24 protein-coding genes are annotated in these 24,822 nt (G+C 44.7%); 15 read left to right on the top strand and 9 right to left on the bottom strand.

Going from position 1 to position 24,822, the window contains the following annotated elements; all coding sequences use genetic code 11:
• Positions 1–22 precede the first annotated feature (22 nt).
• The 12 genes from bamA (at position 23) to OCU87_RS03295 (ending at position 15,267) form a co-directional block, all read left to right on the top strand.
• A complete protein-coding gene (gene bamA, locus OCU87_RS03240) occupies positions 23–2,440 on the top strand; it encodes an outer membrane protein assembly factor BamA (RefSeq protein ID WP_094955832.1) in 2,418 nt (805 codons plus the stop codon).
• Between the two features lie 19 nt (positions 2,441–2,459).
• Positions 2,460–2,969, top strand: a complete 510-nt coding sequence (locus OCU87_RS03245; RefSeq protein ID WP_062690240.1) for an OmpH family outer membrane protein — start codon at positions 2,460–2,462, stop codon at positions 2,967–2,969.
• 107 nt (positions 2,970–3,076) lie between these two features.
• Positions 3,077–4,102, top strand: coding sequence for a UDP-3-O-(3-hydroxymyristoyl)glucosamine N-acyltransferase (lpxD, locus tag OCU87_RS03250; protein WP_094955831.1), 1,026 nt, complete (start codon positions 3,077–3,079; stop codon positions 4,100–4,102).
• A gap of 193 nt (positions 4,103–4,295) precedes the next feature.
• The gene (gene fabZ / locus OCU87_RS03255; RefSeq protein WP_062690263.1) at positions 4,296–4,748 is read left to right on the top strand and encodes a 3-hydroxyacyl-ACP dehydratase FabZ; all 453 of its coding nucleotides are present in this window, start codon (positions 4,296–4,298) and stop codon (positions 4,746–4,748) included.
• Positions 4,748–5,536, top strand: a complete 789-nt coding sequence (lpxA, locus tag OCU87_RS03260) for an acyl-ACP--UDP-N-acetylglucosamine O-acyltransferase (RefSeq protein ID WP_062690241.1) — start codon at positions 4,748–4,750, stop codon at positions 5,534–5,536. Before fabZ ends, lpxA begins: the two co-directional genes overlap by 1 nt.
• Entirely contained in the window at positions 5,536–6,696 is a 1,161-nt protein-coding gene (gene lpxB / locus OCU87_RS03265) for a lipid-A-disaccharide synthase (protein WP_261857827.1), read from the top strand. The genes lpxA and lpxB overlap by 1 nt, the downstream gene beginning before the upstream one ends.
• A 2-nt stretch (positions 6,697–6,698) precedes the next feature.
• A complete protein-coding gene (rnhB, locus tag OCU87_RS03270; protein ID WP_261857828.1) occupies positions 6,699–7,301 on the top strand; it encodes a ribonuclease HII in 603 nt (200 codons plus the stop codon).
• A 113-nt stretch (positions 7,302–7,414) separates the two neighbouring features.
• Complete coding sequence (dnaE, locus tag OCU87_RS03275) at positions 7,415–10,894, top strand: DNA polymerase III subunit alpha (protein WP_261857829.1); 3,480 nt, start codon at positions 7,415–7,417, stop codon at positions 10,892–10,894.
• Positions 10,895–10,942: 48 nt separating this feature from the next.
• On the top strand, positions 10,943–11,902 hold the full coding sequence (accA, locus tag OCU87_RS03280) for an acetyl-CoA carboxylase carboxyl transferase subunit alpha (RefSeq protein WP_062690245.1): 960 nt from the start codon (positions 10,943–10,945) through the stop codon (positions 11,900–11,902).
• 148 nt (positions 11,903–12,050) lie between these two features.
• Positions 12,051–13,373 (top strand): tRNA lysidine(34) synthetase TilS, encoded by a 1,323-nt coding sequence (tilS, locus tag OCU87_RS03285; RefSeq protein WP_261857830.1) that lies wholly within the window; start codon positions 12,051–12,053, stop codon positions 13,371–13,373.
• A gap of 73 nt (positions 13,374–13,446) precedes the next feature.
• Entirely contained in the window at positions 13,447–13,755 is a 309-nt protein-coding gene (locus OCU87_RS03290; protein WP_062690246.1) for a c-type cytochrome, read from the top strand.
• A 300-nt stretch (positions 13,756–14,055) separates the two neighbouring features.
• Positions 14,056–15,267 carry an aromatic amino acid transporter gene (locus tag OCU87_RS03295; protein ID WP_062690247.1) on the top strand — a complete coding sequence of 404 codons (1,212 nt, stop codon included), beginning with the start codon at positions 14,056–14,058 and terminating at the stop codon, positions 15,265–15,267.
• Between the two features lie 110 nt (positions 15,268–15,377).
• On the opposite strand, the gene OCU87_RS03300 is transcribed toward OCU87_RS03295, so the two are convergent.
• The 6 genes from OCU87_RS03300 to tsaA all read right to left on the bottom strand — a co-directional run bounded on the left by OCU87_RS03300 (position 15,378) and on the right by tsaA (position 20,636).
• Positions 15,378–15,566 (bottom strand): DUF4250 domain-containing protein, encoded by a 189-nt coding sequence (locus OCU87_RS03300; protein ID WP_062690248.1) that lies wholly within the window; start codon positions 15,564–15,566, stop codon positions 15,378–15,380.
• A gap of 2 nt (positions 15,567–15,568) precedes the next feature.
• Positions 15,569–15,772, bottom strand: a complete 204-nt coding sequence (locus OCU87_RS03305) for a YaeP family protein (RefSeq protein ID WP_094955825.1) — start codon at positions 15,770–15,772, stop codon at positions 15,569–15,571.
• Between the two features lie 161 nt (positions 15,773–15,933).
• On the bottom strand, positions 15,934–16,788 hold the full coding sequence (locus tag OCU87_RS03310; RefSeq protein ID WP_062690250.1) for a GGDEF domain-containing protein: 855 nt from the start codon (positions 16,786–16,788) through the stop codon (positions 15,934–15,936).
• Between the two features lie 93 nt (positions 16,789–16,881).
• On the bottom strand, positions 16,882–18,006 hold the full coding sequence (locus OCU87_RS03315; RefSeq protein WP_261857831.1) for a patatin-like phospholipase family protein: 1,125 nt from the start codon (positions 18,004–18,006) through the stop codon (positions 16,882–16,884).
• A gap of 136 nt (positions 18,007–18,142) precedes the next feature.
• Positions 18,143–19,858, bottom strand: coding sequence for a proline--tRNA ligase (locus tag OCU87_RS03320; protein WP_261857832.1), 1,716 nt, complete (start codon positions 19,856–19,858; stop codon positions 18,143–18,145).
• 61 nt (positions 19,859–19,919) lie between these two features.
• Entirely contained in the window at positions 19,920–20,636 is a 717-nt protein-coding gene (tsaA, locus tag OCU87_RS03325; protein ID WP_261857833.1) for a tRNA (N6-threonylcarbamoyladenosine(37)-N6)-methyltransferase TrmO, read from the bottom strand.
• A gap of 143 nt (positions 20,637–20,779) precedes the next feature.
• On the opposite strand from tsaA, the gene OCU87_RS03330 reads away from it, so the two are divergent.
• Positions 20,780–21,040 carry a type B 50S ribosomal protein L31 gene (locus OCU87_RS03330; protein WP_062690253.1) on the top strand — a complete coding sequence of 87 codons (261 nt, stop codon included), beginning with the start codon at positions 20,780–20,782 and terminating at the stop codon, positions 21,038–21,040.
• A gap of 4 nt (positions 21,041–21,044) precedes the next feature.
• A complete protein-coding gene (gene ykgO, locus OCU87_RS03335) occupies positions 21,045–21,188 on the top strand; it encodes a type B 50S ribosomal protein L36 (protein WP_048899969.1) in 144 nt (47 codons plus the stop codon).
• A 103-nt stretch (positions 21,189–21,291) separates the two neighbouring features.
• Here the strand turns inward: ykgO and OCU87_RS03340 are convergent, their stop codons facing one another.
• The 3 genes from OCU87_RS03340 to metN form a co-directional block, all read right to left on the bottom strand.
• Positions 21,292–22,107, bottom strand: coding sequence for a MetQ/NlpA family lipoprotein (locus OCU87_RS03340; RefSeq protein ID WP_062690254.1), 816 nt, complete (start codon positions 22,105–22,107; stop codon positions 21,292–21,294).
• 115 nt (positions 22,108–22,222) lie between these two features.
• On the bottom strand, positions 22,223–22,909 hold the full coding sequence (locus tag OCU87_RS03345; RefSeq protein ID WP_062690255.1) for a methionine ABC transporter permease: 687 nt from the start codon (positions 22,907–22,909) through the stop codon (positions 22,223–22,225).
• Positions 22,899–23,933, bottom strand: coding sequence for a methionine ABC transporter ATP-binding protein MetN (gene metN / locus OCU87_RS03350; protein WP_261857834.1), 1,035 nt, complete (start codon positions 23,931–23,933; stop codon positions 22,899–22,901). Before metN ends, OCU87_RS03345 begins: the two co-directional genes overlap by 11 nt.
• Positions 23,934–24,223: 290 nt before the next feature.
• Between metN and gmhB the strand changes: the two genes are divergently transcribed.
• Positions 24,224–24,778, top strand: a complete 555-nt coding sequence (gene gmhB / locus OCU87_RS03355) for a D-glycero-beta-D-manno-heptose 1,7-bisphosphate 7-phosphatase (protein WP_261857835.1) — start codon at positions 24,224–24,226, stop codon at positions 24,776–24,778.
• Positions 24,779–24,822 lie beyond the last annotated feature (44 nt).

Genomic DNA, 24,822 nt, shown 5'->3' on the forward strand with positions numbered 1-24,822 from the left:
GCAAGGAATAATCAGAACAGTAATGGCGATGAAAAAACTGTTGGTCGCATCGCTACTGCTAAGCAGTAGTATGGCGCAGAGTGCTGAACAATTTGTGGTCGACGATATTCGATTTGAAGGTCTTCAACGAGTAACGTTAGGTGCTGCACTATTGAAGATGCCAGTACGTGTTGGTGATAAGGTCGACGACCGTGATATCGCTGATGTTATTCAAGCGCTATTTGCTTCTGGTAACTTTGAAGACATCAAAGTTTATCGCGATGGTGAGGTGTTGTTAGTCAAAGTGTTGGAGCGTCCAACGATTGCTAATATCTCGTTTTCAGGCAATAAAGCGATTAAAGAAGAGCAGTTAAAAGAAAATTTAAATGCCTCAAACATTCAAATTGGCGAAGCCTTAGATCGCACAACGCTGAGTAAAATTGAAAAAGGTCTTGAAGACTTTTACTACAGTGTGGGTAAGTACAATGCGACAGTGCAAGCTGTTGTGACGCCGTTGCCACGCAACCGTGCTGACTTAAAGTTTGTATTTACGGAAGGCGTGTCGGCAACCATTAAGCAAATTAACTTTATCGGTAACGAAGTTTTTACTGATGATGAACTGCGCGGTAAATTTAACCTACAGGCCAATGTGCCGTGGTGGAACTTCCTAGCCAATGAAAAGTATCAAAAGCAGGTGCTGGCTGGTGATATGGAAGTATTGCGCTCTCAGTATCTGAATAATGGTTATTTGAAGTACAAGTTAGAGTCTACCCAAGTATCGATTTCGCCGGATAAGAAAGGTGTCTATATCACCTTGAAGGTTGATGAAGGTGATCAATACACGGTTAAAGGTGTTCAATTCCGTGGGGAAGTTGCTGGTCGCCAAGATGAGTTAGATACACTTGTTACTTTCAATAACGGTGATATTTACAACGGTGCGCAAGTAACAGCTCTAGAAGAAGCCATTAAGCGTAAGCTGGGCGAATCTGGGTATGCGTATCCGCAAGTTACCACTATTCCAGATTTTGACGATGATACGAACGAAGTTTCTTTGTTGGTTAATGTTGAGTCGGGCAAGCGCGTGTATGTACGTAATATTGGTTTCTCTGGTAATACGACAACCAAAGATGAAGTACTACGCCGTGAAATGCGTCAGATGGAAGGCAGCTGGCTAAATTCTAAATCGGTTGAACGTGGCAAAGAGCGTTTGAGCCGTACTGGTTTCTTTGAAACCGTTGACGTTCAGACATCACGCGTTCCTGGAACCGATGATCAGGTGGATGTGACCTATAACGTAAAAGAAGCAAACGCAGGTAGCGTTAACTTCGGTGTTGGTTATGGTACTGAATCAGGTATTAGTTTCCAGGCGGGTTTACAGCAAGATAATTTCTTAGGTACAGGTACACGCTTTGGTATCAATGCGATGACCAATAAATACCAAAAGAATATAAGCTTAGATTACCGTGACCCATATTTTACATTAGATGGGATCAGCCTTGGTGGTAAGGTTTACTACAACGAGTTTGAAGCATCGAATGCCAACATCTCGGACTATACCAACCAAAGTTACGGTGCTAGTTTGACCTGGGGTTTCCCATTTGATGAGCTAAACTTCTTTGAGTTTGGTGTTGGTTATGATCATAACAAGATCTCTAACACCCGAGAGTACTACCAAATCGAAAAATTCAAAGCGATCCATGGTTTTGACCGTGGTGAAAACATCATTGAATTAGATGATTTTGATTGGTCGGTTTCATGGTCGCGAAATAACTTGAACCGCGGTTATTTCCCAACAGCGGGTAATCACCAACGTGCGTCATACCGTATGACGATCCCTGGTTCTGATGCGCAGTACTTCAAAATGCAGTACGATGTGCGCCAGTACATTCCATTGAATGAAGGCCATGATTTCACGGTATTGCTACGCGGTAAAGTGGGTTATGGTAACGGCTACGGTACAACAGAGAATGGCAGTGATCAATTAATGCCATTTTATGAAAACTTTTACGCTGGTGGCTTTAGTACTTTACGAGGCTTCCGCTCTAATACTGTAGGTCCGAAAGCTGTTTATGTTGAAGGTTGTTCCGGTGGCGGCCCATCAGGCAACAACAACTGTGCTACGGGCACAAAAGATGCCGCGGGTGGTAACGCTATTGCATTGGCAAGTGTGGAGTTGATTGTACCAACCCCGTTTGCATCGGAAGAATTTAAAAACCAAATTCGTACCAGTCTGTTTGTGGATGCGGGTTCAGTGTGGGATACCGAGTACGACCTGAAAGATACTGATGGTAAGTACTTGTATGACTACTCTGATCCATCATTAATTCGTGCGTCATACGGTGCCGCGCTTCAGTGGATGTCCCCAATGGGGCCGCTGGTATTCTCGGTAGCTAGTCCGCTTAAGAAGTATGACGGTGACCAAGAGGAATTCTTTACCTTCACAATCGGACAGACATTCTAATTTTTTGAGGAGAACTCTTTTGAAACAATGGATCAAAGCAGCAAGTCTTAGCCTTGTCATTTTATCATCGTCGATGTATGCACAAGCAGCTGAAGCAGCACAAAAAGTCGGTTATGTAGCGACAGGTCAGGCCATGCAACAGTTGGCTAAACGCTATAATGTTACCGAAAAATTACGTAGCGAATTCAAAGATCGCATCGATGAACTTCGTAGCATCGAAAATCGCATGAAAACAAAAGTTGATAAAGCGAAGCGTGATGGTGAGCTACTAAGTGAATCTGACCGTACCAAGATTCAACGTGAACTTGCGTCACTCGATTCAGACTACAAATTAAAAGCAAAAGCGCTTCAAGAAGATCAACGTCGTCGTGGCGCTGAAGAAGAACAAAAACTAGTGATGAAAATCCGTACAGCAATTCAAAGTGTTGCGAAAAAAGAAGGCTATGACATCGTTGTTGATGCACAAGCTGTACTTTACGCAGATCCAAAAGATGACCTATCAAGCAAGGTTATCTCTGCTGTAAAATAATTGATTAAAGCGCCACAGATAACCTAAGCTGCTATGCGTTTAACGTATGGCAGCTTTGTTGTCTCTACCCTTAATGGTGGCGTCTAACAAAAAAGATAAGGTAACTCATGGTTGTAATTACCCTTGCTGAATTAGCAGACAAATTAGGTGCAGAGCTTCATGGTGATGGCACTGTCGAAATTCACTCTATTGCTGGCACTGAGCAAGCTGGTGAAGGTCAAATTACATTTATTTCAAATAGTAAATACCGAAAGCAACTTGCTGACTGCCAAGCTTCGGCTGTCATGCTACAAGAAGGGGATCGCCCTTTCTTTAATGGCAATGCATTAGTGATGGCGAATCCTTATTTAGGTTATGCCAAGGTAGCTCAGTTGCTTGATACCACGCCTGCAGCCGCGAACGATATTGCAGCATCAGCATACATTGCAGATGATGCCGTCGTGGGCAAGGGTGTTGTTATTGGCCACAATGCCGTGATTGAATCTGGCGTTAAGCTGGGTGATAACGTGCAAATTGGCGCAGGCTGTTTTGTGGGTAAAGAAGCCGAGATTGGTGCTAATACTAAACTGTGGGCAAACGTGACTGTTTACCACCGCGTGACATTAGGCACTGATTGTTTAGTACAATCAGGCACGGTATTGGGTTCTGATGGCTTTGGTTATGCGAATGACCGTGGTAATTGGATCAAAATCCCTCAACTAGGTTCTGTTCGTATTGGCAACCGTGTTGAAATTGGTGCATGTACCACGATTGACCGCGGCGCATTGGATGACACTATTATCCATGATGGTGCGATTATCGATAACCAATGTCAGATTGCTCATAATGTATCGATTGGTGAAAACACTGCAATTGCAGGTGCAACTGTGATGGCTGGTAGTTTAACCGTAGGCAAAAACTGCTTCATTGGCGGCGCAAGTGTATTTAACGGTCACATGGAAATTTGTGATGGTGTGTCGATTGCAGGTATGGCGATGGTGATGCGTCCGATTACTGAGCCGGGTTTCTACTCGTCAGGTATTCCGCTTCAGCCAAACAAAGAGTGGCGTAAAACGGCGGCACGCGTTATGAAAATTGACGACATGCATAAACGCCTACGTGCTGTTGAGAAAAAAATAGACGCTGAAGGCTAATGCCAGCGCCATGTATGCCGATATAAATGGGCAACATGCGATTGTGTTCTACGACTCTTAATATCGTAGGACACTTCATTTCCTTGCTATTTTAGCTTTGATTCATCGAACTCGGCTTTGAAATAGCAGCGAATTGAATAACCAAAGTAACATTGTTATTTTGCGTTTCACTTTACTGACAGGAATCCAAGTTTTGACTCGCGAGAACAAAACGTTAAACATCACTGAAATTCAAGAGCTTCTTCCTCATCGTTACCCGTTCTTAATGATCGATCGCGTAACAGATTACGATGAAGGAAAAACACTAACGGCAATTAAAAACGTTTCAGTGAACGAGCCGCAATTTACTGGCCACTTTCCAAAAATGCCTGTATTCCCAGGTGTAATGATCCTTGAAGCAATGGCACAGGCGACTGGTTTATTAGCATTCAAAACATTTGGTGCGCCAGCTGAAAATGAACTTTACTACTTTGCTAGTATTGATAAGGCGAAGTTCCGCAAGCCTGTTGGCCCTGGTGATCAGCTGATCATCGAAGTGGAATACCTGAAAGAGCGCCGTGGCATTGCTATGTTTAATGGTGTAGCAAAAGTTGATGGCACAGTTGTTTGCTCTGCTGAACTAAAATGCGCAAGACGAGAGTTTTAATGATTCACGAAACGGCACAAATACACCCTTCTGCTGTAGTGGAAGAAGGGGCTAAAATCGGCGCGAATGTGACGGTTGGTCCATTTACCTATATCACTAAAGATGTAGAAATTGGCGACGGCACAGAAGTGATGTCTCATGTTGTGATTAAAGGCCCGACGGTCATTGGTCAGGATAACCGCATCTTTCCGTTTGCGGTTATTGGCGAAGAGTGTCAGGACAAGAAATTTAGCGGTGAAGCGACACGCCTCGTTGTCGGTGATCGTAACGTGATCCGTGAGAGCGTCCAGCTTCACCGTGGCACTACCCAAGATAAAGGGGTAACCACTGTTGGTAATGACAATTTACTTTGTGTAAATGCTCACGTTGCTCACGATGTAGTGATTGGCAATCATACCCACATTGGTAATAACTCCATCCTTGGTGGCCATGTTACGGTTGGTGACTATGCTGGCGTGATGGCGTTGTCTGCTATTCACCCATTCTGTACTGTTGGTGCTTATAGCTACATTGGTGGCTGTTCTGCGGTTGTGCAAGATGTACCACCATACGTATTGGCACAAGGGAACCATGCGACACCTTACGGGTTAAACTTGGTTGGCCTTCAACGCAATGGCTTTGAAAAGCCAGAGCTTCATGCTTTACGTCGAGCATACAAAGAAATTTACCGTTCAGGTAAAACATTGGCGGAAGTAAAGCCTGTGTTAGCTGAGATGGCAGAAGAATGGCCATCTATCGGTTTATTCTGTGATGCATTGAATAACACAGAACGCGGTATTATTCGTTAATGGCTAAACCTCTTCGAATAGGTATTGTCGCCGGAGAAATCTCCGGCGATATTTTAGGTGCCGGTTTTATTAAAGCGGTAAAAGCGCAATACCCAGACGCTGAATTTGTTGGTGTGGCTGGCCCTCGCATGATTGAAGCAGGCTGTGAAGCCTTATTCGATATGGAAGAGCTTGCTGTCATGGGGATTGTTGAAGTGTTCGGTCGCTTGCCTCGCTTGTTTAAAATAAAAGCCGAGTTGGTGAAGTACTTTTCAGATAATCCCCCCGATGTTTTCGTTGGCATCGATGCCCCCGATTTTAATTTGCGCCTAGAGCGAGACTTAAAAGAAAGCGGCATTAAAACGGTTCATTATGTGAGTCCATCGGTATGGGCATGGCGTCAAAAGCGGATTTTCAAAATTGAAGCTGCGACTAACTTAGTGTTGGCCTTCTTACCTTTCGAAAAAGCGTTTTACGATAAGTTTAACGTGCCGTGTGAGTTTGTTGGCCACACTATGGCTGATGCCATTCCGTTACAGACAGATCAGCTTGCTGCCCGTGAATTGCTAGGTTTAGATAACAGCAAACGTTGGTTAGCGGTATTGCCTGGTAGTCGTGGTGGTGAAATGAGCATGATAGCGACGCCATTTATTGAAACGTGTCGGCGTTTACACCAGCAACACCCTGACTTAGGTTTTGTGGTTGCTTTAGTGAATGAGCAACGTCGACAGCAGTTTGAGCAAGCATGGCGTGAAACCGCACCCGAGCTGAATTTCGTATTGGTCGATGACACCGCACGAAATGTGATGATTGCTTCTGATGCCGTATTATTGGCATCGGGTACTGTGTCTTTGGAATGTATGCTCGTGAAGCGTCCCATGGTGGTTGGCTATATTGTTAAGCCTCTTACTGCGTGGATTGCACGTCGCATGCTGAAAACCAAGTATGTTTCCTTACCCAATATTCTCGCGGATAAGGAATTGGTACCTGAGTTACTGCAAGAAAATTGCACGCCTGAAAAACTGACTGAACAGGTTAACCATTACCTCAGCACCGATAGCAGCGAATTAATGGCTGAATTTAATCAGCTTCATCAACGCATTTGCTGTAACGCCGATCAAAAAGCCGCCCAAGCTGTGCTTAACTTGATTGGCAAAACGACAGATCAACAAGCAGATTAATCATGAAAGAATTCGAACCATTTGTGTACCCGCAAGCAAATTGTATTGCAGGGGTAGATGAAGTAGGGCGTGGTCCACTTGTTGGTGCCGTGGTAACTGCTGCGGTGATCTTAGATTCTAATAACCCAATTGAAGGGCTAACGGATTCTAAAAAACTGACGGAAAAGAAACGCAATGTGCTGTTTGATGAAATCAAAGAAAAAGCATTAGCGTGGTCGCTAGGGCGTTGCGAACCTGCAGAGATCGATGAGCTGAATATTTTGCAAGCGACGATGGTTGCAATGCAACGTGCAGTTGCAGGCCTGCATATTCAACCTGACTATGTGTTGATTGATGGTAATAAAGTCCCTCAACTACCCATGGATGCCCAAGCCGTGGTAAAAGGCGATTTACGGGTGGCGGAAATCAGCGCGGCATCTATTATTGCTAAAGTGACCCGTGATCGTGAAATGGAAGAGCTCGATGCTCAATATCCGCAATACGGCTTCGCAAAGCACAAAGGGTATCCGACCAAAGCACATTTTGAAGCGCTAGAAGTACATGGTGTTATAGAACAACACCGCAGAAGCTTCAAACCTGTAAAACGCATATTGGGCATAGATTAATCGAGTTGCACACGCACTGATTCGCTCACTAAAAATTTGTGTCAGAAGCGCGCTCCGTGCGGTGTTTTCTGGCACAATGTCCCTCTCGAAATTACCTATCTGATCTGGTTGTCATGGCAGAACCTCGTTTTATTCATCTTCGTATTCACAGTGACTTTTCAATGGTCGACGGCTTGTCGAAAGTACCTCCATTGGTAAAAAAAGTGGCTGAAATGGGCATGCCCGCAATGGCATTAACCGATTTTACTAACCTATGTGGTTTGGTGAAATTTTACTTTGCAGCGCACGGTGCAGGCATGAAGCCAATCATTGGTGCTGATTTCAAAGTGAAGTCGGAAGAGATGGGTGACGAGTTATGTGACTTGACGATTTTGGCATCGAACAACGAAGGGTATCAAAACCTGACGATGTTGATCTCGAAAGCGTATCAGCGTGGTCATTATCACCATCAAGTGGTGATGGATAAAGAGTGGCTGCTTGAGCACAAAGAAGGCTTAATTCTACTTTCTGGCGGTAAAAGTGGTGATGTGGGTAAGGCCTTACTCAAAGGCAATCAGACCCTGATTAACCGTTGTGTTGAATTTTATCAAACCCACTTTGAAGATAACTATTATCTTGAGTTGGTTCGCACGGGTCGCACTGATGAAGAAGCGTATTTGCATTTCGCGGTAGAACTGGCTGAGCAGCAAGGCTTGCCTGTTGTTGCGACCAATGATGTACGTTTCTTAACCTCTGATCAGTTTGATGCCCATGACATTCGTGTGTGTATCCACGATGGTTACACTATCGTGGATCCTAACCGTCCAAAACTGTACAGCGATCAGCAATATTTACGCAGCGAAGAAGAAATGTGTGAGTTATTCTCAGACATACCTGAAGCGCTCGAAAACAGCGTAGAAATTGCTAAGCGTTGTAATGTTACCGTTCGTCTTGGAGAGTATTTCCTACCAAACTTTCCAACTGGTGATATGACTATTGAAGATTTCTTAGTCAAAGTGTCGGAAGAAGGATTAGAGCGCCGTTTAGCCTTCTTATTCCCTGATGAAGAAGAGCGTCTGAAGCGTCGTCCTGAATATGATGAACGCCTTAAAATCGAGCTCGACGTAATCAACCAAATGGGATTCCCTGGTTACTTCTTGATCGTAATGGAGTTCATTCAGTGGTCGAAAGATAATGATGTACCAGTAGGACCTGGTCGTGGTTCGGGTGCGGGTTCATTAGTGGCTTATGCCCTTGATATCACAGACTTGGATCCGCTTGAATTCGACTTGCTCTTCGAACGCTTCCTGAACCCTGAACGTGTATCTATGCCCGATTTCGATATCGATTTCTGTATGGATAAGCGTGATTTGGTTATCGATCACGTGGCTGAAATGTATGGTCGAGATGCGGTATCGCAGATCATTACTTTCGGTACTATGGCAGCAAAAGCCGTCATTCGAGACGTGGGGCGTGTTCTAGGGCATCCCTATGGCTTTGTTGATCGCATCTCTAAACTGGTACCTGCTGAACCGGGGATGACGTTGGCGAAAGCGTTTGAGGCTGAGCCTCAATTGCCACAGGTTTATGCTGCCGATGAAGAAGTCAAAGCCCTGATTGATATGTGTCGCATTCTTGAAGGTGTAACACGAAATGCCGGTAAGCATGCGGGTGGGGTTGTTATTTCACCCACCACTATCACTGATTTTTCACCTTTATATTGCGATGCCGAAGGTGGTAACCCAGTTACTCAGTTCGATAAGAATGATGTCGAAACGGCAGGCTTGGTCAAATTCGATTTCTTGGGTTTGCGTACGTTAACCATCATTGACTGGGCACTGGGAATGGTTAACCCGCGTCTTGTTGCCAATGGCGAAGAGCCTGTCAATATCGCGTCTATCCCTATGAATGACCCTAAGTCATTTGCGATGCTACAGCGTTCTGAATCGACCGCGGTATTCCAGCTTGAATCCCGCGGGATGAAAGATTTGATCAAACGTCTTCAGCCCGATAGCTTTGAAGATATGATCGCATTGGTAGCTTTGTTCCGCCCAGGTCCTTTGCAATCAGGCATGGTAGATAACTTCATCGACCGTAAGCATGGCCGAGAAGCGGTTTCATACCCGGATGAAAAATGGCAACACGACTCGCTAAAAGAAATTCTTGAACCCACTTACGGCATCATTCTGTATCAAGAACAGGTTATGCAGATCGCGCAGGTACTCTCTGGCTACACCCTCGGTGGCGCCGATATGCTTCGTCGTGCGATGGGTAAGAAAAAACCAGAAGAGATGGCGAAACAGCGTGCCACTTTCGAAGACGGCGCGATTAAGAACGGCGTAGACGGCGAGTTGGCGATGAAAATCTTCGACTTGGTAGAAAAGTTTGCGGGCTATGGTTTTAACAAATCCCACTCCGCAGCATACGCTTTGGTTTCTTATCAAACACTTTGGCTAAAAGCGCATTACCCAGCAGAATTTATGGCTGCGGTAATGACTGCTGATATGGATAACACTGATAAAGTTATCGGCTTGGTAGATGAATGTCTTCGTATGAAGCTGAAGTTACTGCCGCCTGATGTAAATAAAGGTCTATACCGTTTCAATGTCGATGATAACGGTGCCATTGTTTACGGTATCGGTGCAGTCAAAGGGGTGGGTGAAGGCCCAATCGATAATATTATCGAAGCCCGTAATAAAGGCGGTCATTTCAAAGATTTGTTTGATTTCTGTGCCCGAATAGACACTAAAAAAGTCAATAAGCGTGTATTGGAAAAATTGATTAAAGCCGGTGCAATGGACCGTTTAGGGCCAAACCGTGCAGCTATGATGGCGACGTTAGATGCGGCGATTAAAGCGGCGAGTCAGCACCATCAGGCGGAAGCGTTTGGTCAAGCAGATATGTTCGGCGTACTGACGGCGGCGCCTGAAGAAGTGGAACATGCTTACGCGAACATCCCTGAATGGCCTGATGCAATATGGCTAGAGGGTGAACGTGAAACATTAGGGTTATACCTAACTGGTCACCCGATTAATGCGTATTTATCTGAGCTAAAACATTACACAACGTGGCGCTTGAAAGATGCGAATCCAACCGGACGTGATAAAGTAGCGACTGTTGCAGGTTTAGTGATAGGCGCAAAAGTGTTTACCACCAAACGCGGCACACGAATTGGCGTTATTTCATTGGATGACCGTTCAGGTCGAATGGAAGTAATGTTATTCTCTGAAGCGTTAGAACGTTACGTCGATCTGATTGAAAAAGATAAAATTGTGGTCGTAACAGGACAGGTCAGCTTTGATGATTTCAATGGTGGCCTTAAAATGTCCGCGCGAGAAGTGTTAGATATCTCTGAAGCAAGAGAAAAGCACTTAAGAGGTCTTGCCATCTCGGTCACCGAGGGGCAGATTGATGAACAGTTTTTTGCACGCTTCAGCCAAGTGCTGGAGCCACACAAAGCAGGTACAGTACCTGTGAACGTGTATTATCAGCGCTCGAACGCACGCGCTAAACTCACCTTAGGCACAGAATGGCGGGTGACGCCTAGTGATAAGCTAATCCTTGATCTCAAAGGGTTGTTGGGTGAGAAGCAAGTCGAGCTTGAGTTTAATTAATAATGTCTGTGATCGCTTACGATGATAGACAAAAGGATTTTGAGTGGTATGAGCCTGAACTTTCTTGAGTTTGAACAACCAATTGCTGAACTAGAAGCCAAGATTGAAGCATTACGTGATGTTTCTCGTCGTGATGAATCTGCGTCGGTTGATCTGGATAAAGAAATTGAACAACTAGAAAAGAAAAGCCTAGAACTGACTAAGAAAGTATTCAGTGATTTAGGTGCGTGGCAAGTTGCCCAAATGGCACGTCACCCTCAGCGTCCTTATACGTTTAATTACGTTGAGCACATTTTTGAAGAGTTCGATGAACTAGCCGGTGACCGTGCTTTTGCTGACGATAAAGCGTTAGTGGGTGGTATTGCACGTATTGACGGTCGCCCTGTGATGATCATTGGTCATCAGAAAGGCCGCGAAACCAAAGAAAAAGTGTTACGAAACTTTGGTATGCCGAAGCCAGAAGGTTACCGTAAAGCCCTTCGCCTAATGAAAATGGCAGAGCGTTTTAAAATGCCGATCATCACGTTTATCGATACAGCGGGTGCATACCCAGGTGTCGGTGCAGAAGAGCGTGGTCAATCTGAAGCTATCGCAACTAACTTAAAAGCAATGGCTGGCCTTACTGTGCCAATCATTTGTAATGTTGTTGGTGAAGGCGGTTCTGGTGGCGCATTAGCTATTGGTGTGGGTGATTGCGTGAATATGCTGCAATACTCAACGTACTCAGTGATCTCACCTGAAGGGTGTGCATCTATCTTGTGGCGTGATTCAGATAAAGCGCCACAAGCCGCTGAAGCTATGGGTATTACCGCTGGTCGTCTAAAAGAACTAGAGCTAATCGATAATATTATTGAAGAGCCGTTAGGTGGTGCACACCGTGATGTGGCTCTGATGGCTGAAAGGCTAAAAGCGCAGTTTAAAGCAACGCTTGAAGAGCTTGATGCACTAGATACAGAAACCTTGTTAGAGCGCCGTTACCAGCGCTTAATGAGCTACGGTTACTGCTGATAGTCAGTGACTAAAGTAATAACAAATTCAATGGGGCAGCCTAACTAGGCTGCCCCATTTTTTATGCTTGTTTTCCCTTTCTTTGTACGTCTTATTTCTTCTCATTGTTATACTGACGCCGTGTTTATTTTCAACGATCATGGTTGCTATGTCTCGCTCGTCGCTTTATCGCCAGCTTCATCTTTGTTTACAGTCCCACTCGCCTAAGTCAAAACGTTTTGTTTTAGCCTTGAGCGGCGGTATCGATTCGCGTGTATTGCTGGATGTCATGGCCGAGTACCTTACGTTACATCCTGATCACCAGTGCGATGCTGTTCATGTTCATCATGGATTAAATGTTCATGCGAATGAGTGGGCAGAGAAGTGTTATATGTGGGCGAAAGCGGTTGGTATTCAATGTTATGTCGAACGAGTTACTTTAATGAAAGACTCTGGAGATAGCCTTGAGCAACTAGCACGAGATGCCCGTTATCAAGCGTTGGCAAAACACATCAAACGTGGCGATGTTTTACTGACTGCGCAACATGCAGATGATCAGGTCGAAACCTTGCTGCTGGCACTAAAGCGAGGCAGTGGACCGGCAGGTTTGGCAGCAATGCCTGTATCAACATCGTTTGCCAACGGCCATCATGTTAGGCCATTACTGCAAATAAGCCGAGTGGATATCGAGGCATATGCCGAGCAGAAAAACCTTGATTGGGTAGAAGATGACAGTAATCAAGATACTCGTTTTGATCGTAATTTTTTGCGTCATCAGATAACCCCATTATTAGTACAGCGTTGGCCTGGGTTACGTAAAGCTGTTGCTCGCAGTGCTGTCTTATGTGGTGAACAAGAGGCCTTACTTGATGAACTCTTAGCAGACAAGCTTGCACTTGCTACTGCTGTTGATGGCAGTTTAGCCTTGAGTGAACATACGCAAGAGCGATTAGGTAAAGCCCTGATCCGACAATGGCTTCAACGGCAAGGTGTCGCGATGCCATCTTGTGCTCAGCTTGAGCAAGTATGGCACTCAGTGGTGCTCGCGCAGCAAGATGCCAATCCACAACTGAATTGGCAACAGCACCAAATTCGACGTTATCAACAGCGCCTATACCTAGTGCAACAATGGCCTGATATCCAAGGTGTTCAGCTGCCTATCACATGCTCTGTACCGTGTGAATTACCACAAGGGTTAGGTCGAGTGACGCTTATGCCAAGCAAACATGGTCAACTTCGTTTACCTCAAAACGATGAGATTGTTTCGGTTCGTTTCAACCCTGAAGGGATAAATGTAAAGCCTGTTGGTAGGGTAGGTAAGCGTAAGCTGAAAAAACTATTCCAAGAGTATGGGGTGCCTAGTTGGAACCGTCGCCGTACCCCATTGGTTTATTATGGCGATCAATTAGTGGCGGTTGCTGGTCTCTTTGTGGTGGATGGTTTTGCTGGGCAAGAGTGTGAACTCACATGGCACAATCCGCTATCCGATTGATATTAAAAGTGCATTGGAAAGGTAAAGCAGGCACAATTACTAGCAGGAAACTACAACTATAAAAGAGGACCTCATGAAGAAAGTTCTTACACTTGCACTGTTAGCCACTGTTATGTCAGCACCTGCTCTTGCTGGCGACCCTGCTGCGGGTAAAGCGAAAGCCGCCATTTGCGCAGCCTGTCATGGCGCAAATGGTATTGCTGTTATTCCAGGTTATCCCAATCTGAAAGGACAAAATGAGCAATATCTCGTTAACTCGTTAAAAGCTTACAAGAATAAAGAGCGTACAGGTGGCATGGCGATGGTGATGCAGCCACAGGCTTCCATGCTTAATGATACGGATATTGCTAACGTAGCCGCATATTTTGCTCAAATGAAATAATTGCTCTAACTGTAATATTGAATAACCGAAAAGCCGCTTGATCACTTGATGATCAAGCGGCTTTTTCATTGGTAACGTGGCGTTTTTAATGAGTAAGAGCCGTGACCTTTATAGGGGAAGAGGCCGCTACAGTTGAATACAAGCAGTACCCGATAAAATGTAGTGATTAACGGATGTGATAATTCTTTCTATAAGGTGATGAATAATTGTTCAGTTGGTCATTCTCTAGTTGCTAAAAATAACAGAAGATATTATTGTACTAGCACGCTGATACATTATTGTTGTTGTCTAGGAGTCATTATGAGTAAACCATCCACACTTGGGGGCGCGTGCATTATCGCCAGTGTTTGTGTTGGGGCTGGCATGCTTGGTTTGCCAAGTGCCGGTGCAGGTGCGTGGACGTTATGGAGTGTGGTGGCCATCTCTTTCACAATGATCATGATGACACTTTCTGGATGGTTGTTACTAGAAGCACTTAAGCATTACGAGTTTAAAGCCTCATTTAATACCGTCACCAAAGATTTATTAAACAATAAACTTAACGTTATTAATAACCTATCGCTTTATTTTGTCGGTGGTATTCTGCTTTACGCTTATATCTCATCATCAGGTATGATTTTTAGTGACATCTTGGGTGTGACGCGTGAATTGGCTTCTGTCCTGTTTGTTGCATTCTGTTCAGCTTTTGTATTGCACTCGACCCGTGCTGTTGATCGTATTTCTATTGTACTGATCCTCTTTATGGTCATCAGCTTTGTATTGGGTATCTCTGGGTTAGCTTCAAATATCAGTGTGCCTGTGTTGTTTGAACAAGCTCAAGGTGGAACCCCATACTCGGCTTATGCACTCGCTCTATTGCCTGTCGCGCTAACATCATTTGGTTACCACCACTCGGTCAGTACGATGCGTGATTACTACCAAGATGAACACCAAGCTAAAAAGGCGATCCTTGGCGGGACGCTAATTGCCCTTACGTTTTACTTAGGGTGGGTGATCTGTATCTTTGGTAATGTATCGCGTGAGGCGTTTGGTCCTGTTGTGACTGCGGGTGGCGGGGTCGATGTATTGATGTCGGCGCTAACTTCAGCGATAGATTCAAATAGCATTCAACAAGCACTGCATGTCTTTTCTATTGCCGCGATCGTTTCATCTTTTATCGGTGTGGGTTTAGGTGTGTTCGATTACTTAGCTGACTTTTTTGGCTTTGGCGATACTAAGCAAGGAAGATTAAAAACCTGGGGTGTAACTTTTCTTCCTCCGTTGGTTTTCTCGTTAGTCGCACCATTTGGTTTTGTTGCTGCAATTGGTTTAGCCGGTGCCGCCGCTACGATTTGGACCTGTATTATCCCTGCTATGTTGGCAAAAAAATTACGTCAAAGACAGCCAGAACAAGAAGGGTTTGTAGTACCTGGTGGCAATGTGACTATTTATGTAGTGATCGCATTCGGGGTACTGACTGCTGCGTTCCATTTACTCGCGATGGCGAACTTACTGCCTATCTTTAAAGGTTAGGGAATCTGCGAAGTAAATACATGAGTCATGTATTCGAGCAATAAAAAAACGGAAGCTTTGGCTTCCGTTTTTTATTGCTCTAAATTTGTGAGTCTTTTGGGGCTAGCGCCTTAACGAAATTGCTTTGTTTCCGGCAAGTAATCAAACCCTGCACTCGCCAAACGAGCAATCAGCTGGGCCTTATCAATTTCGTAATACTTCACCAGATTATCAAGGTCACCAAACTCATCACGGATCTTCATATTGACGATGCTCATCAACATCACGGCATCCATGGTTTCAAAGTTGGTTAGCTTCATGATTAATCCTCGTGATCGCTCATTAATAGGTTAGCAGCAGCGTATGCTGCACGCTCACGCACTTCTTTGGGTAAATCCGTATTCGCAGCAACGTAGTCAAGCGCTTTGATGGCACAGTGAATTGCATTGGGGATATAACCGAGTTCACCACCACCAATTTGGGCGTAGTTCATTCGGATTAATTCGCAACACTCATGTACTTTCATTAGTTCATCCTTAATTAAATCATTAGCTCAATGTACCAGTGTCAGGTGCCGGTAGATTCAGCGAATGATTCACATTTGCAGATTAGTATACCGTGAATAGCGAGGCTTTGATCAATATTAAGAAAGAGGATTAAAAGGGGATACTAACGTGCTAGGTGTGGTTATTTTTGGCGCTTGTGTTGGTACAGTTGGCGATCTGCTCGATCAATTAACGAAATTGATGTATCGCCTTTTTGATAGTGCGCATAACCCAAAGACACGCTGATATTAAGTGCGCGTAATGTTTGGTCTTGCTTCATTAATAGTTGGATACGAGTTGCTACCTTACTGGCAGACTCCCCCGTTGCGGGTTGGAGTAGCGTGGTAAATTCATCCCCACCTAAACGATAACAGCGATCGGTTGCACGCACGGCATCTTTTAAAATGGTCGCAAATCGTCGGATCACTTTATCACCATCAAGATGACCAAAGCGGTCGTTCACTTGTTTAAAGTTATCCAAATCAAAAATGATTAGAACAAGCCCTACATTGCGGCGTTCGCTTAATGCTATTGCATGGCGAATATCTTGTTCAAAGCTGGTACGGTTTCCCAAGGTCGACAAGTAATCTTGTAGAGCGAGGTTTTTCACTCGACGGTATTCAATCGCATTTGCTAATGGGCCGGCAAACAGTCGATGGTAGGTATGAAGCAAGTTGATTTCGTCTTGGTCCAGTTTGTAAGGGGTACAGTACTGGAGTTTGCCGAGCTCATTTTCACCAAAGCGAAGTACAAATGTTTGACGATACTCGGTCGCTTTACCTCTACGGATCAGAGTCGCAGTGCCCTCTAACTCCCAAATTAGCCGATGAATATCAATTTGCTTTTCCATTTCACGAGTGAAAATTTCAAATAGCAGTGCTAAATCAAGCTTGCCTTGGAGCTTCTGTAGGATCAATAGGCGTACGTCAGCACCGAGCGGTTTTCTTCTCGGTTTCTGTGGTGCATCCGCATATTTATCCCAAAGAGCTGGATCCATATCATCATCGAAATAAAGGGTGGGCAATCACTATATGCAAAATTCAGCGTCGATCAACCGTTTGTTGTTAAAATTGATAATAATTAACTGATTCTATTTTAAAAAGTTTCTGAGTTCGCCTTCTTGTCGAAGTGCATCTTCATATCCGAGCTGTATGAGTGACTTGATGTAACCTGGCTCAAACAATATATAGCTCGTAATGGCAGCATCGTCTTGTGGGCTGATCCCTATCATTCTCATTAATGCCCGTGTCATTGGTGGCAGATAGCAGTAATTATCTTGCGCGAGTGGCTCAAAAGACTGGCTTGGGAAAAGGTGAATATGATCGACTACCTTCATATTGAGATTTTCTCGTGCAGTCGTAGGTAAGGTTTGTAATAAGCGATTAGTTCGATCGAGATGCTCTAAATCAGCGGTTAATGTATCGCTGAAAATCGTATCCATTAAATGGCCACCTAAGGTTGCTAACCCTGGTGTTTGAATATGCTCAGACGGTTCAATTTTCTGGTTGATTAAGTTAATGATCAGAATTTTGTCAGCGCCCATTTTGAGTGAAGGGCGTAATGGGGCTAATTGGTGAATAGAACCATCCCCATAATAATGGCGACCGATACGACTGGCGGGGAAAACTAAAGGAATAGCGGCAGATGCCATTAAGTGATCGGTATTGAGCATAGCGCGGCGGCCTTTAGACTTAGCGCGATCCCACTCAGATAGGTGGGATTGGCCTTGAAAGAAGCTCACTGATAAACCGCTTTTGTAACTTGAGGCCGTAATGGATAGTCCCTCTAAGTTGCCAGCCATGATCTGTTTTTCAAGTCGATCGTAATTGTGGACTTGGTTGAGCAATTCGCGCAATGGACGATTATTAAGTAAACCAAATGGTGGTCTTTCGTGGTGCTGAGCTTGCATCCGGGCGTACCACTGGTGGGCTAAATAGCCCGTCATGCCTAATGGACTGGATTTAAAAATTCTACGGCTGTGGAGTCGCCCCCAAATCCATTCTAGTTTCTTCACACCAAGGCGAAAACAGGACGCGTAGCAGGCGATAGAGGTGGCGTTGATAGCTCCTGCGGAAGTACCACAGTAAATAGAAAAAGGGCTGTGATGTACCCGTGGATACCATTCTGAAATGGCTTTGAGTACACCCACTTGATACGCTGCGCGCGCACCGCCACCACTGAGTAATAAACTGATTTTAGGCTTATCCTTTGCCATATCAACATCCTGACTATCTTTGTTTAACTATACAAGGTCTTGTCTGGCAGGATAAGTCTTTTTCGATTAGGCCGAAGGCGGACCAATAAAAAAGCCTCCACGAGGGAGGCTTTAAGATATTGCTTAGAGAGAAGGATTAAGCCATTTTTTGCTTAATAAACTCAACCATCTCAGCAACAGGTACACCGACCTTGCTGCCGTCTTTACGGTCTTTGTATTCCATCTCGCCATTTTCAAGGCTACGGTTACCGATAACGATAGTGTGAGGGATACCGATCAGTTCGTGATCTGCAAACATAACACCAGGGCGCTCTTTACGGTCATCGAATAATACTTCGATACCAGCAGCAGTCAGGTCAGCGTATAGCTTCTCAGCGGCTTCTTTAACTTCTGCAGACTTCGCCATGTTCATCGGTACGATAGACACTTGGAAAGGTGCAATAGCTGCTGGCCAGATGATGCCGTTTTCGTCGTAGTTTTGTTCAATAGCTGATGCAACAACACGTGACACACCAATACCGTAACAACCCATTTCTAGAATTGAGTTTTTACCGTTAGAGTCAAGTACGCCACAGTTCATTGCTTCTGAGTAGGCAGTACCTAATTGGAAGATGTGACCCACTTCGATACCACGTTTTAGTTGTAGAGTACCTTGACCACATGGGCTTGGATCGCCTTCAACAACGTTACGTAGATCTTCAACTTGACCAAGTTCAACGTCACGACCCCAGTTGATACCGAAGTAGTGCTTATCGTCAACGTTAGCGCCAGCGCCAAAGTCGCTCATTACTGCAACCGTGCGGTCAACGATGAATGGTAGTTCAAGGCCAACAGGGCCTAGTGAGCCAGGGCCTGCGCCGATCAGTGCGCGAATCTCTTCTTCTGTTGCCATCTCTAGTGGAGCAGCAACTTCTTTTAAGTTTTCCGCTTTCACTTCGTTAAGCTCGTGGTCACCACGGATGATAAGCGCAACGATTGGAGCTTCGATTTCGTCAGATGCTTTGAAGAATAGTGTCTTAACTGTTTTCTCAATAGCCAAATCGTGCTGCTCAACAAGCTCAGCAATTGTTTTTGCGTTTGGCGTATCAACCAGCGTCATTTCTTGCGTTGGTGCTGCAAACTCAGTAGCAGGTGCTAGTGCTTCTGCTTTTTCGATGTTTGCTGCGTAATCAGACTCTGAAGAGAATGCGATTAAATCTTCGCCACTTTCAGCCAGTACGTGGAACTCCTGAGAACCACTGCCGCCGATAGCGCCAGAGTCAGCCAGTACTGGACGGTACTCAAGACCCATACGGTCGAATGCTTTACAGTAAGCATCGTGCATTGCATCGTAAGACTTTTGCAGGCCTTCTTTGTCGATGTCGAAGCTGTAAGCGTCCATCATGCAGAATTCACGTGCACGCATTACGCCAAAACGAGGGCGGCGTTCGTCACGGAATTTAGTCTGAATTTGGTACAGATTTAGCGGAAGCTGCTTGTAAGAGCTTACTTCGTTACGCACAAGGCTAGTAATAACCTCTTCGGCTGTTGGGCTAAGTACAAACGGACGAGCGTGACGGTCAGTAAAGCGAAGTAGTTCAGGACCCATCTTTTCAGAGCGACCTGTTTCTTCCCAAAGTTCAAACGGCTGAACAACGGGCATCAAAGTTTCAACTGCACCGGCATTGTTGATTTCTTCGCGAACGATGTTCTCGACCTTACGTAAAACACGCAGACCAGTAGGCAGCCAAGTGTAAAGACCTGAAGCCAGCTTACGGATCATACCTGCACGAAGCATTAGCTGGTGGCTAATAACCTCTGCGTCGTTTGGAGTCTCCTTCAGGGTAGAAAGAAGATATTTACTGGTACGCATTGATGGTATCCGTTTGTTGATAAAAATTTATGTGAAGGGATCTATATTATCAGCTAATCCGTTACTCGCCAAAGGATTCATCATCAATTGGCTCTAATGCAATAACGGTAATTGCGTCAAAACTCACGCTGAACCTGACATTATAGTTAAACAGATGTACGGCGTATTGTTTATTGTCAGTTTTCCCTTTTTTGTAAGCTGGGCGGGGATCTTGCGCCAGCACTTCACTGATCACTGCTTGATGATAGGCAGCTTGGCCTTTTTGTAGCTGCTTAACTGCAGAGTCACTGAAAATGACGGGTAAAGTTTGCGGTTCTGAGGCTGCAAATCCTCCGTGGGCACTCGGTAAGCTATCGGAGTAAGGGATGTAAGGTTTGATATCCACAATAGGAGTACCGTCAACCAAATCAACGCCACCTAATTCAATGATCACATTGCCATTTTGTTGGCGTACCCCTTTCAACTCTACCGCTGACATGCCGATGCCATTGGGCCTAAAAGTCGCGCGGCTAGCAAATACGCCAATACGTTCATTACCACCAAGGCGAGGTGGTCGAACGGTTGGGCGCCACCCCGCTTCTAGATTCTGATCAAATAAAAACAACAGCCACAAATGGCTAAATTGCTCTAAGCCGCGAACCGCTTCGGCGGTGTTGGCATCACCTTGTAATACGATTTCAGCCCGCGCACTTGGCACTAGCCCTGGTTGGCGAGGCACCGCAAATTTTTCTTTGTAAGGGGAGTGAATAACACCAACAGGTTCGATAGAAACAGACATACACGCATTCAAGTTAACGAGGATGAAGAAACTTTATCATAAATAAACAAGGAAGAAGTTGTTGAGAATAGCTATCAAGTGTTACATTATAACAATTGTTATAGTGTAACATTAAAATCAAAGCGAATAATAAGGATAGCATCATGAAATCGGGTATCCATCCTGAATACCGCACTGTCGTTTTTCACGACACCAGCGTTGATAAATATTTTCTGATTGGATCAACACTTCAAACAGAGCGCACGATCACTTGGCAAGATGGCAAGGATTACCCGTATTACACCTTAGATGTGTCGTCAGAATCGCATCCGTTTTATACCGGTAAGCAGCGTGTTATTTCTTCTGAAGGGCGTATGGCTAACTTTAACCGTCGCTTTGGACAAATTGGTTCAGCAAAAGGATAAGATGATGAAAGTATTAAGTTCGTTAAAAAGTGCCAAGATGCGTCACCGTGATTGCCAAATCGTAAAACGCAAAGGCCGTGTCTATGTGATCTGCAAATCGAACCCTCGATTTAAAGCGGTGCAGGGCAGTGGCGGTAAGAAGAAATAGCGTGTGATTTGTACTGAAGGAAAGAAAACAATCAAGCCCCTTTTCGAAGGGGCTTGATATTAGGTTTGTTAGACATTATTGCCTAGCGATAGGGCTAAGTGGATTACCAGCCTTTCACTACACCACCTTGAAAGATGTCTTTTGCTGCAGTGTAAACCGTTTCTGATTGGTATGCTTTTACGAATGTTTTCACGTTTTCTGCGTCTACATTATCTTGGCGAGAAACAATCAGGTTTACGTAAGGTGATTCTTTATCTTCAACGAACACCCCGTCACGCTCAGGTGTTAGGTTAATGCTGCTAGCGTAAGTCGTGTTGATAATGGCAAGCTTCACGTCGTCCAGTGAACGAGGAAGTTGAGCTGCTTCTAGTTCAACAATTTTTAGGTTCTTTGGATTTTCAATAATATCAAGAACCGTTGCGGCTAGGCCTGAACCTTCTTTCAGTGTCAGTAAGCCTTGTTGTTGCAGTAGCAGCAGTGAGCGACCTAGGTTTGTTGGATCGTTAGGTACCGCGACTTGATCGCCATCTTGTAGTTCATCAACCGATTTAATCTTGTTTGAGTAACCTGCGATTGGGTAAACAAAGGTATTGCCAGCAACGGTGAATTTGTAACCGCGGTCAGTAATTTGCTGATCAAGATAAGGTTTGTGTTGGAACGCATTCACATCAATTGAGCCTTCTTCAAGCGCTGCGTTTGGTGACACGTAGTCTGTAAAGGTGATCAGCTCAACATCAAGACCGTATTTGTCTTTGGCTTCTTTAGCTGCCACTTCTGCCACTTGCGCTTCCGATCCAGCCATTACCCCAACTTTAATCTTGGTATTATCAACCGCGGCTTCTTTTTCACCACAGCCAGTTAGTACAAGTGCAGATGCTAACCCTGCGACTGCAAAAATGTTTTTTAGATTAAACGCCATGTTACTTCTCCTTTGCGGGGTATTCCCTGATTTTTTGCGTGAGTTAACTTGGCTAACTCACTGTCATAATATGTTGTTGTGTTCGGTGATACGTTGTTATTACGTGATACTAAGATTAGCGATGGTCGGTACGTTTGACTAAGTGATCACCAAGCGACTGGATCAGTTGTACTAAGATAACCAGCATAATGACGGTGATTGCCATGATGGTGCCATCAAAGCGTTGGTAGCCATAACGGATGCCCACATCACCTAGGCCACCGCCACCTACGGTTCCGGCCATTGCCGAGTAACTTACCAGTGTTACTAAGGTGATAGTGACAGCGTTAATGATGCCCGGCAGCGCTTCAGGTAATAGTACTTTAGTTATTATTTGGATTGGCTTTGCGCCCATCGCTTGCGCTGCTTCAACTAGCCCAGTTGGAACTTCCAATAATGCCCCTTCAACCAAGCGAGCGATAAATGGAATCGCTCCGACGGTGAGTGGCACTATGGCTGCAGCTGTCCCGATCGAGCTACCTACAATAAAGCGGGTAAACGGTATAATCGCGACAAGTAGAATAATGAATGGGATTGAGCGACCAATGTTCACCACAATACCCAGTACTTTATTGAGTTTTGGGTTTGCCATTAGGCCGTTATTTTTGGTGAGGTGAAGTGCTACACCTAGCGGAATCCCCAAAATAAACCCAATAAGCCCAGAGGCTAATACCATAGTTAATGTTTGGCCAAGAGCTTCAATTAACAGTTGAACTAAGCGTTCGTTGGTTTGCCACCAAGTAGTAATAGAATCAAGCAACATAACCTAGTACCTCTACGTTAACTTTGTGATCGCGAAGGAAGGCAACCGCATTTTCGGCTGCTTGTTCCGTACCATAAAACTCAGCCAACATCAGGCCAAATTTCACACCGCCAGCGTAGTCCATATCTGAGCTTAAGATACTGATATCAATATTGAACTCACGTGCTACTTGGCTGATCAGCGGAGCGTCAACAGAAGCGCCTGTGAATTCTAAGCGGATGAGAGGGTAACTGTTTTCAATGCGTTCCGCTGTCATCCGCGCTTTGTAATCTTCTGGAATAGAGAGATCCAATGTTGAGCGAATAAACTCCCGCGCGAGTTCTGTTTTTGGGTGGGCAAAAATATCGCCGACTGGGCCTTTTTCTACTAGCTCACCATCGCCAATGATGGCGACTTTAGAACAGATGTTTTTAACCACATCCATTTCGTGAGTGATCAATAAAATGGTGAGGTTTAGTTTACGGTTAATCTCTTTTAGTAGTTCTAAGATCGACTGGGTCGTTGCTGGGTCTAATGCGCTGGTGGCTTCATCACACAGTAGAACTTTGGGCTCAGAAGCCAGTGCGCGCGCAATGGCAACACGTTGTTTCTGGCCGCCACTTAAATTAGCGGGGTAGCTGTTGTGTTTGTCTGACAGCCCAACCAATTGAAGTAGTTCTGTCACTTTGGCTTTTATGTCTGTTTTTGATTTATTCGCGAGCTCAAGGGGCAGGGCTACATTATCAAAAACGGTACGAGAAGAAAGTAGGTTGAAATGCTGGAAGATCATGCCGATTTTGCGGCGAGCAAGGGTTAATTCTTGATTGGATAGCTGAGTTAGGTCAACGCCATCGACAATCACTTGGCCGCGACTAGGGCGTTCTAGCAAATTGACACAACGGATCAGGGTACTTTTACCAGCACCCGATGAGCCAATAACACCGAAAATAGTACCTTGTTCAATGGTAAGGTTGATATCACGCAGAGCATGTATTTCTAACTCTCCCTGATAAAACACTTTGTCTACTCTATTTATTTCTATCATCGAACTTCCTAGATACCAGATAAAATAATGCGTTTTGTGGTTATACGTATTGTATTTGTAACGCGTTTGTGCGAAAAGTTGAATTAAATCGCGTTATGTTGATAACGAGATTAGCAGTCTGGATGGCTAAGTCAATAGATATTTTTACGTCTAGATGGCTAAATGGATTTCGTGTTAAAAACACCCTGCTAAATCCTGACCTCTCTATATCCTCCTTAAAGCTGTAAATAGATGAATCGCAACTGCTGTCGTGCCATAATCTAGCGAAATGAAATATAGAGGGCTTACCTTTGGCCAAACCAGCAGTTTTTATCGATCGTGATGGTGTTATTAATGTTGACCGCGGTTATGTTCATACTGTAGATGACTTTGAATACATCGAAGGTGTCTTTGAATCATGTAAGAAATTAAAAGAAATGGGCTACATGTTAGTACTTGTGACGAACCAAGCTGGTATCGCACGTGGTATGTACACTGAAGATGAATTTCTTTCTTTAACAGAGTGGATGGATTGGAACTTTGTTGATCATGATGTTGAGTTTGATGGGATTTATTACTGTCCGCATCACCCAACGGAAGGCCAAGGTGATTACTTACAAGCTTGTGAATGTCGTAAACCTAATCCAGGTATGTTCATCTCAGCGCGTGATTTCCTAAAAATTGATATGGAAAACTCCATTATGATCGGTGATAAAACCGATGATATGAAAGCGGCGCAAGCGGCCAATGTCGGTTCGAAAGTTTTAGTTCGTACTGGTAAGCCAGTGACAGAAGAAGGTGAAAGCCTTGCATCCGTTGTGCTAGATAGCATCGCAGATGTGCCTGCATGGGTTGCTGCGAAGTAAGCGTAATTCATTACGTTTATGTTCAAAAAAAACAGGTCGCTTAG

The sequence above is a fragment of the Photobacterium sanguinicancri genome (assembly GCF_024346675.1).
Lineage (GTDB): Bacteria > Pseudomonadota > Gammaproteobacteria > Enterobacterales > Vibrionaceae > Photobacterium > Photobacterium sanguinicancri.

Coding starts and splice junctions, on each gene's coding strand:
- lpxB (WP_261857827.1), top strand. CDS start 5,536: ATGGCTAAACCTCTTCGAATAGGTATTGTCGCCGGAGAAATCTCCGGC.
- accA (WP_062690245.1), top strand. CDS start 10,943: ATGAGCCTGAACTTTCTTGAGTTTGAACAACCAATTGCTGAACTAGAA.
- OCU87_RS03340 (WP_062690254.1), bottom strand. CDS start 22,107: ATGGCGTTTAATCTAAAAAACATTTTTGCAGTCGCAGGGTTAGCATCT.
- OCU87_RS03345 (WP_062690255.1), bottom strand. CDS start 22,909: ATGTTGCTTGATTCTATTACTACTTGGTGGCAAACCAACGAACGCTTA.
- OCU87_RS03320 (WP_261857832.1), bottom strand. CDS start 19,858: ATGCGTACCAGTAAATATCTTCTTTCTACCCTGAAGGAGACTCCAAAC.
- OCU87_RS03290 (WP_062690246.1), top strand. CDS start 13,447: ATGAAGAAAGTTCTTACACTTGCACTGTTAGCCACTGTTATGTCAGCA.
- OCU87_RS03300 (WP_062690248.1), bottom strand. CDS start 15,566: ATGAAGCTAACCAACTTTGAAACCATGGATGCCGTGATGTTGATGAGC.
- ykgO (WP_048899969.1), top strand. CDS start 21,045: ATGAAAGTATTAAGTTCGTTAAAAAGTGCCAAGATGCGTCACCGTGAT.
- OCU87_RS03315 (WP_261857831.1), bottom strand. CDS start 18,006: ATGGCAAAGGATAAGCCTAAAATCAGTTTATTACTCAGTGGTGGCGGT.
- OCU87_RS03305 (WP_094955825.1), bottom strand. CDS start 15,772: ATGAAAGTACATGAGTGTTGCGAATTAATCCGAATGAACTACGCCCAA.
- OCU87_RS03310 (WP_062690250.1), bottom strand. CDS start 16,788: ATGGATCCAGCTCTTTGGGATAAATATGCGGATGCACCACAGAAACCG.
- rnhB (WP_261857828.1), top strand. CDS start 6,699: ATGAAAGAATTCGAACCATTTGTGTACCCGCAAGCAAATTGTATTGCA.
- lpxA (WP_062690241.1), top strand. CDS start 4,748: ATGATTCACGAAACGGCACAAATACACCCTTCTGCTGTAGTGGAAGAA.
- tilS (WP_261857830.1), top strand. CDS start 12,051: ATGTCTCGCTCGTCGCTTTATCGCCAGCTTCATCTTTGTTTACAGTCC.
- metN (WP_261857834.1), bottom strand. CDS start 23,933: ATGATAGAAATAAATAGAGTAGACAAAGTGTTTTATCAGGGAGAGTTA.
- OCU87_RS03330 (WP_062690253.1), top strand. CDS start 20,780: ATGAAATCGGGTATCCATCCTGAATACCGCACTGTCGTTTTTCACGAC.
- lpxD (WP_094955831.1), top strand. CDS start 3,077: ATGGTTGTAATTACCCTTGCTGAATTAGCAGACAAATTAGGTGCAGAG.
- OCU87_RS03295 (WP_062690247.1), top strand. CDS start 14,056: ATGAGTAAACCATCCACACTTGGGGGCGCGTGCATTATCGCCAGTGTT.
- bamA (WP_094955832.1), top strand. CDS start 23: ATGGCGATGAAAAAACTGTTGGTCGCATCGCTACTGCTAAGCAGTAGT.
- dnaE (WP_261857829.1), top strand. CDS start 7,415: ATGGCAGAACCTCGTTTTATTCATCTTCGTATTCACAGTGACTTTTCA.
- tsaA (WP_261857833.1), bottom strand. CDS start 20,636: ATGTCTGTTTCTATCGAACCTGTTGGTGTTATTCACTCCCCTTACAAA.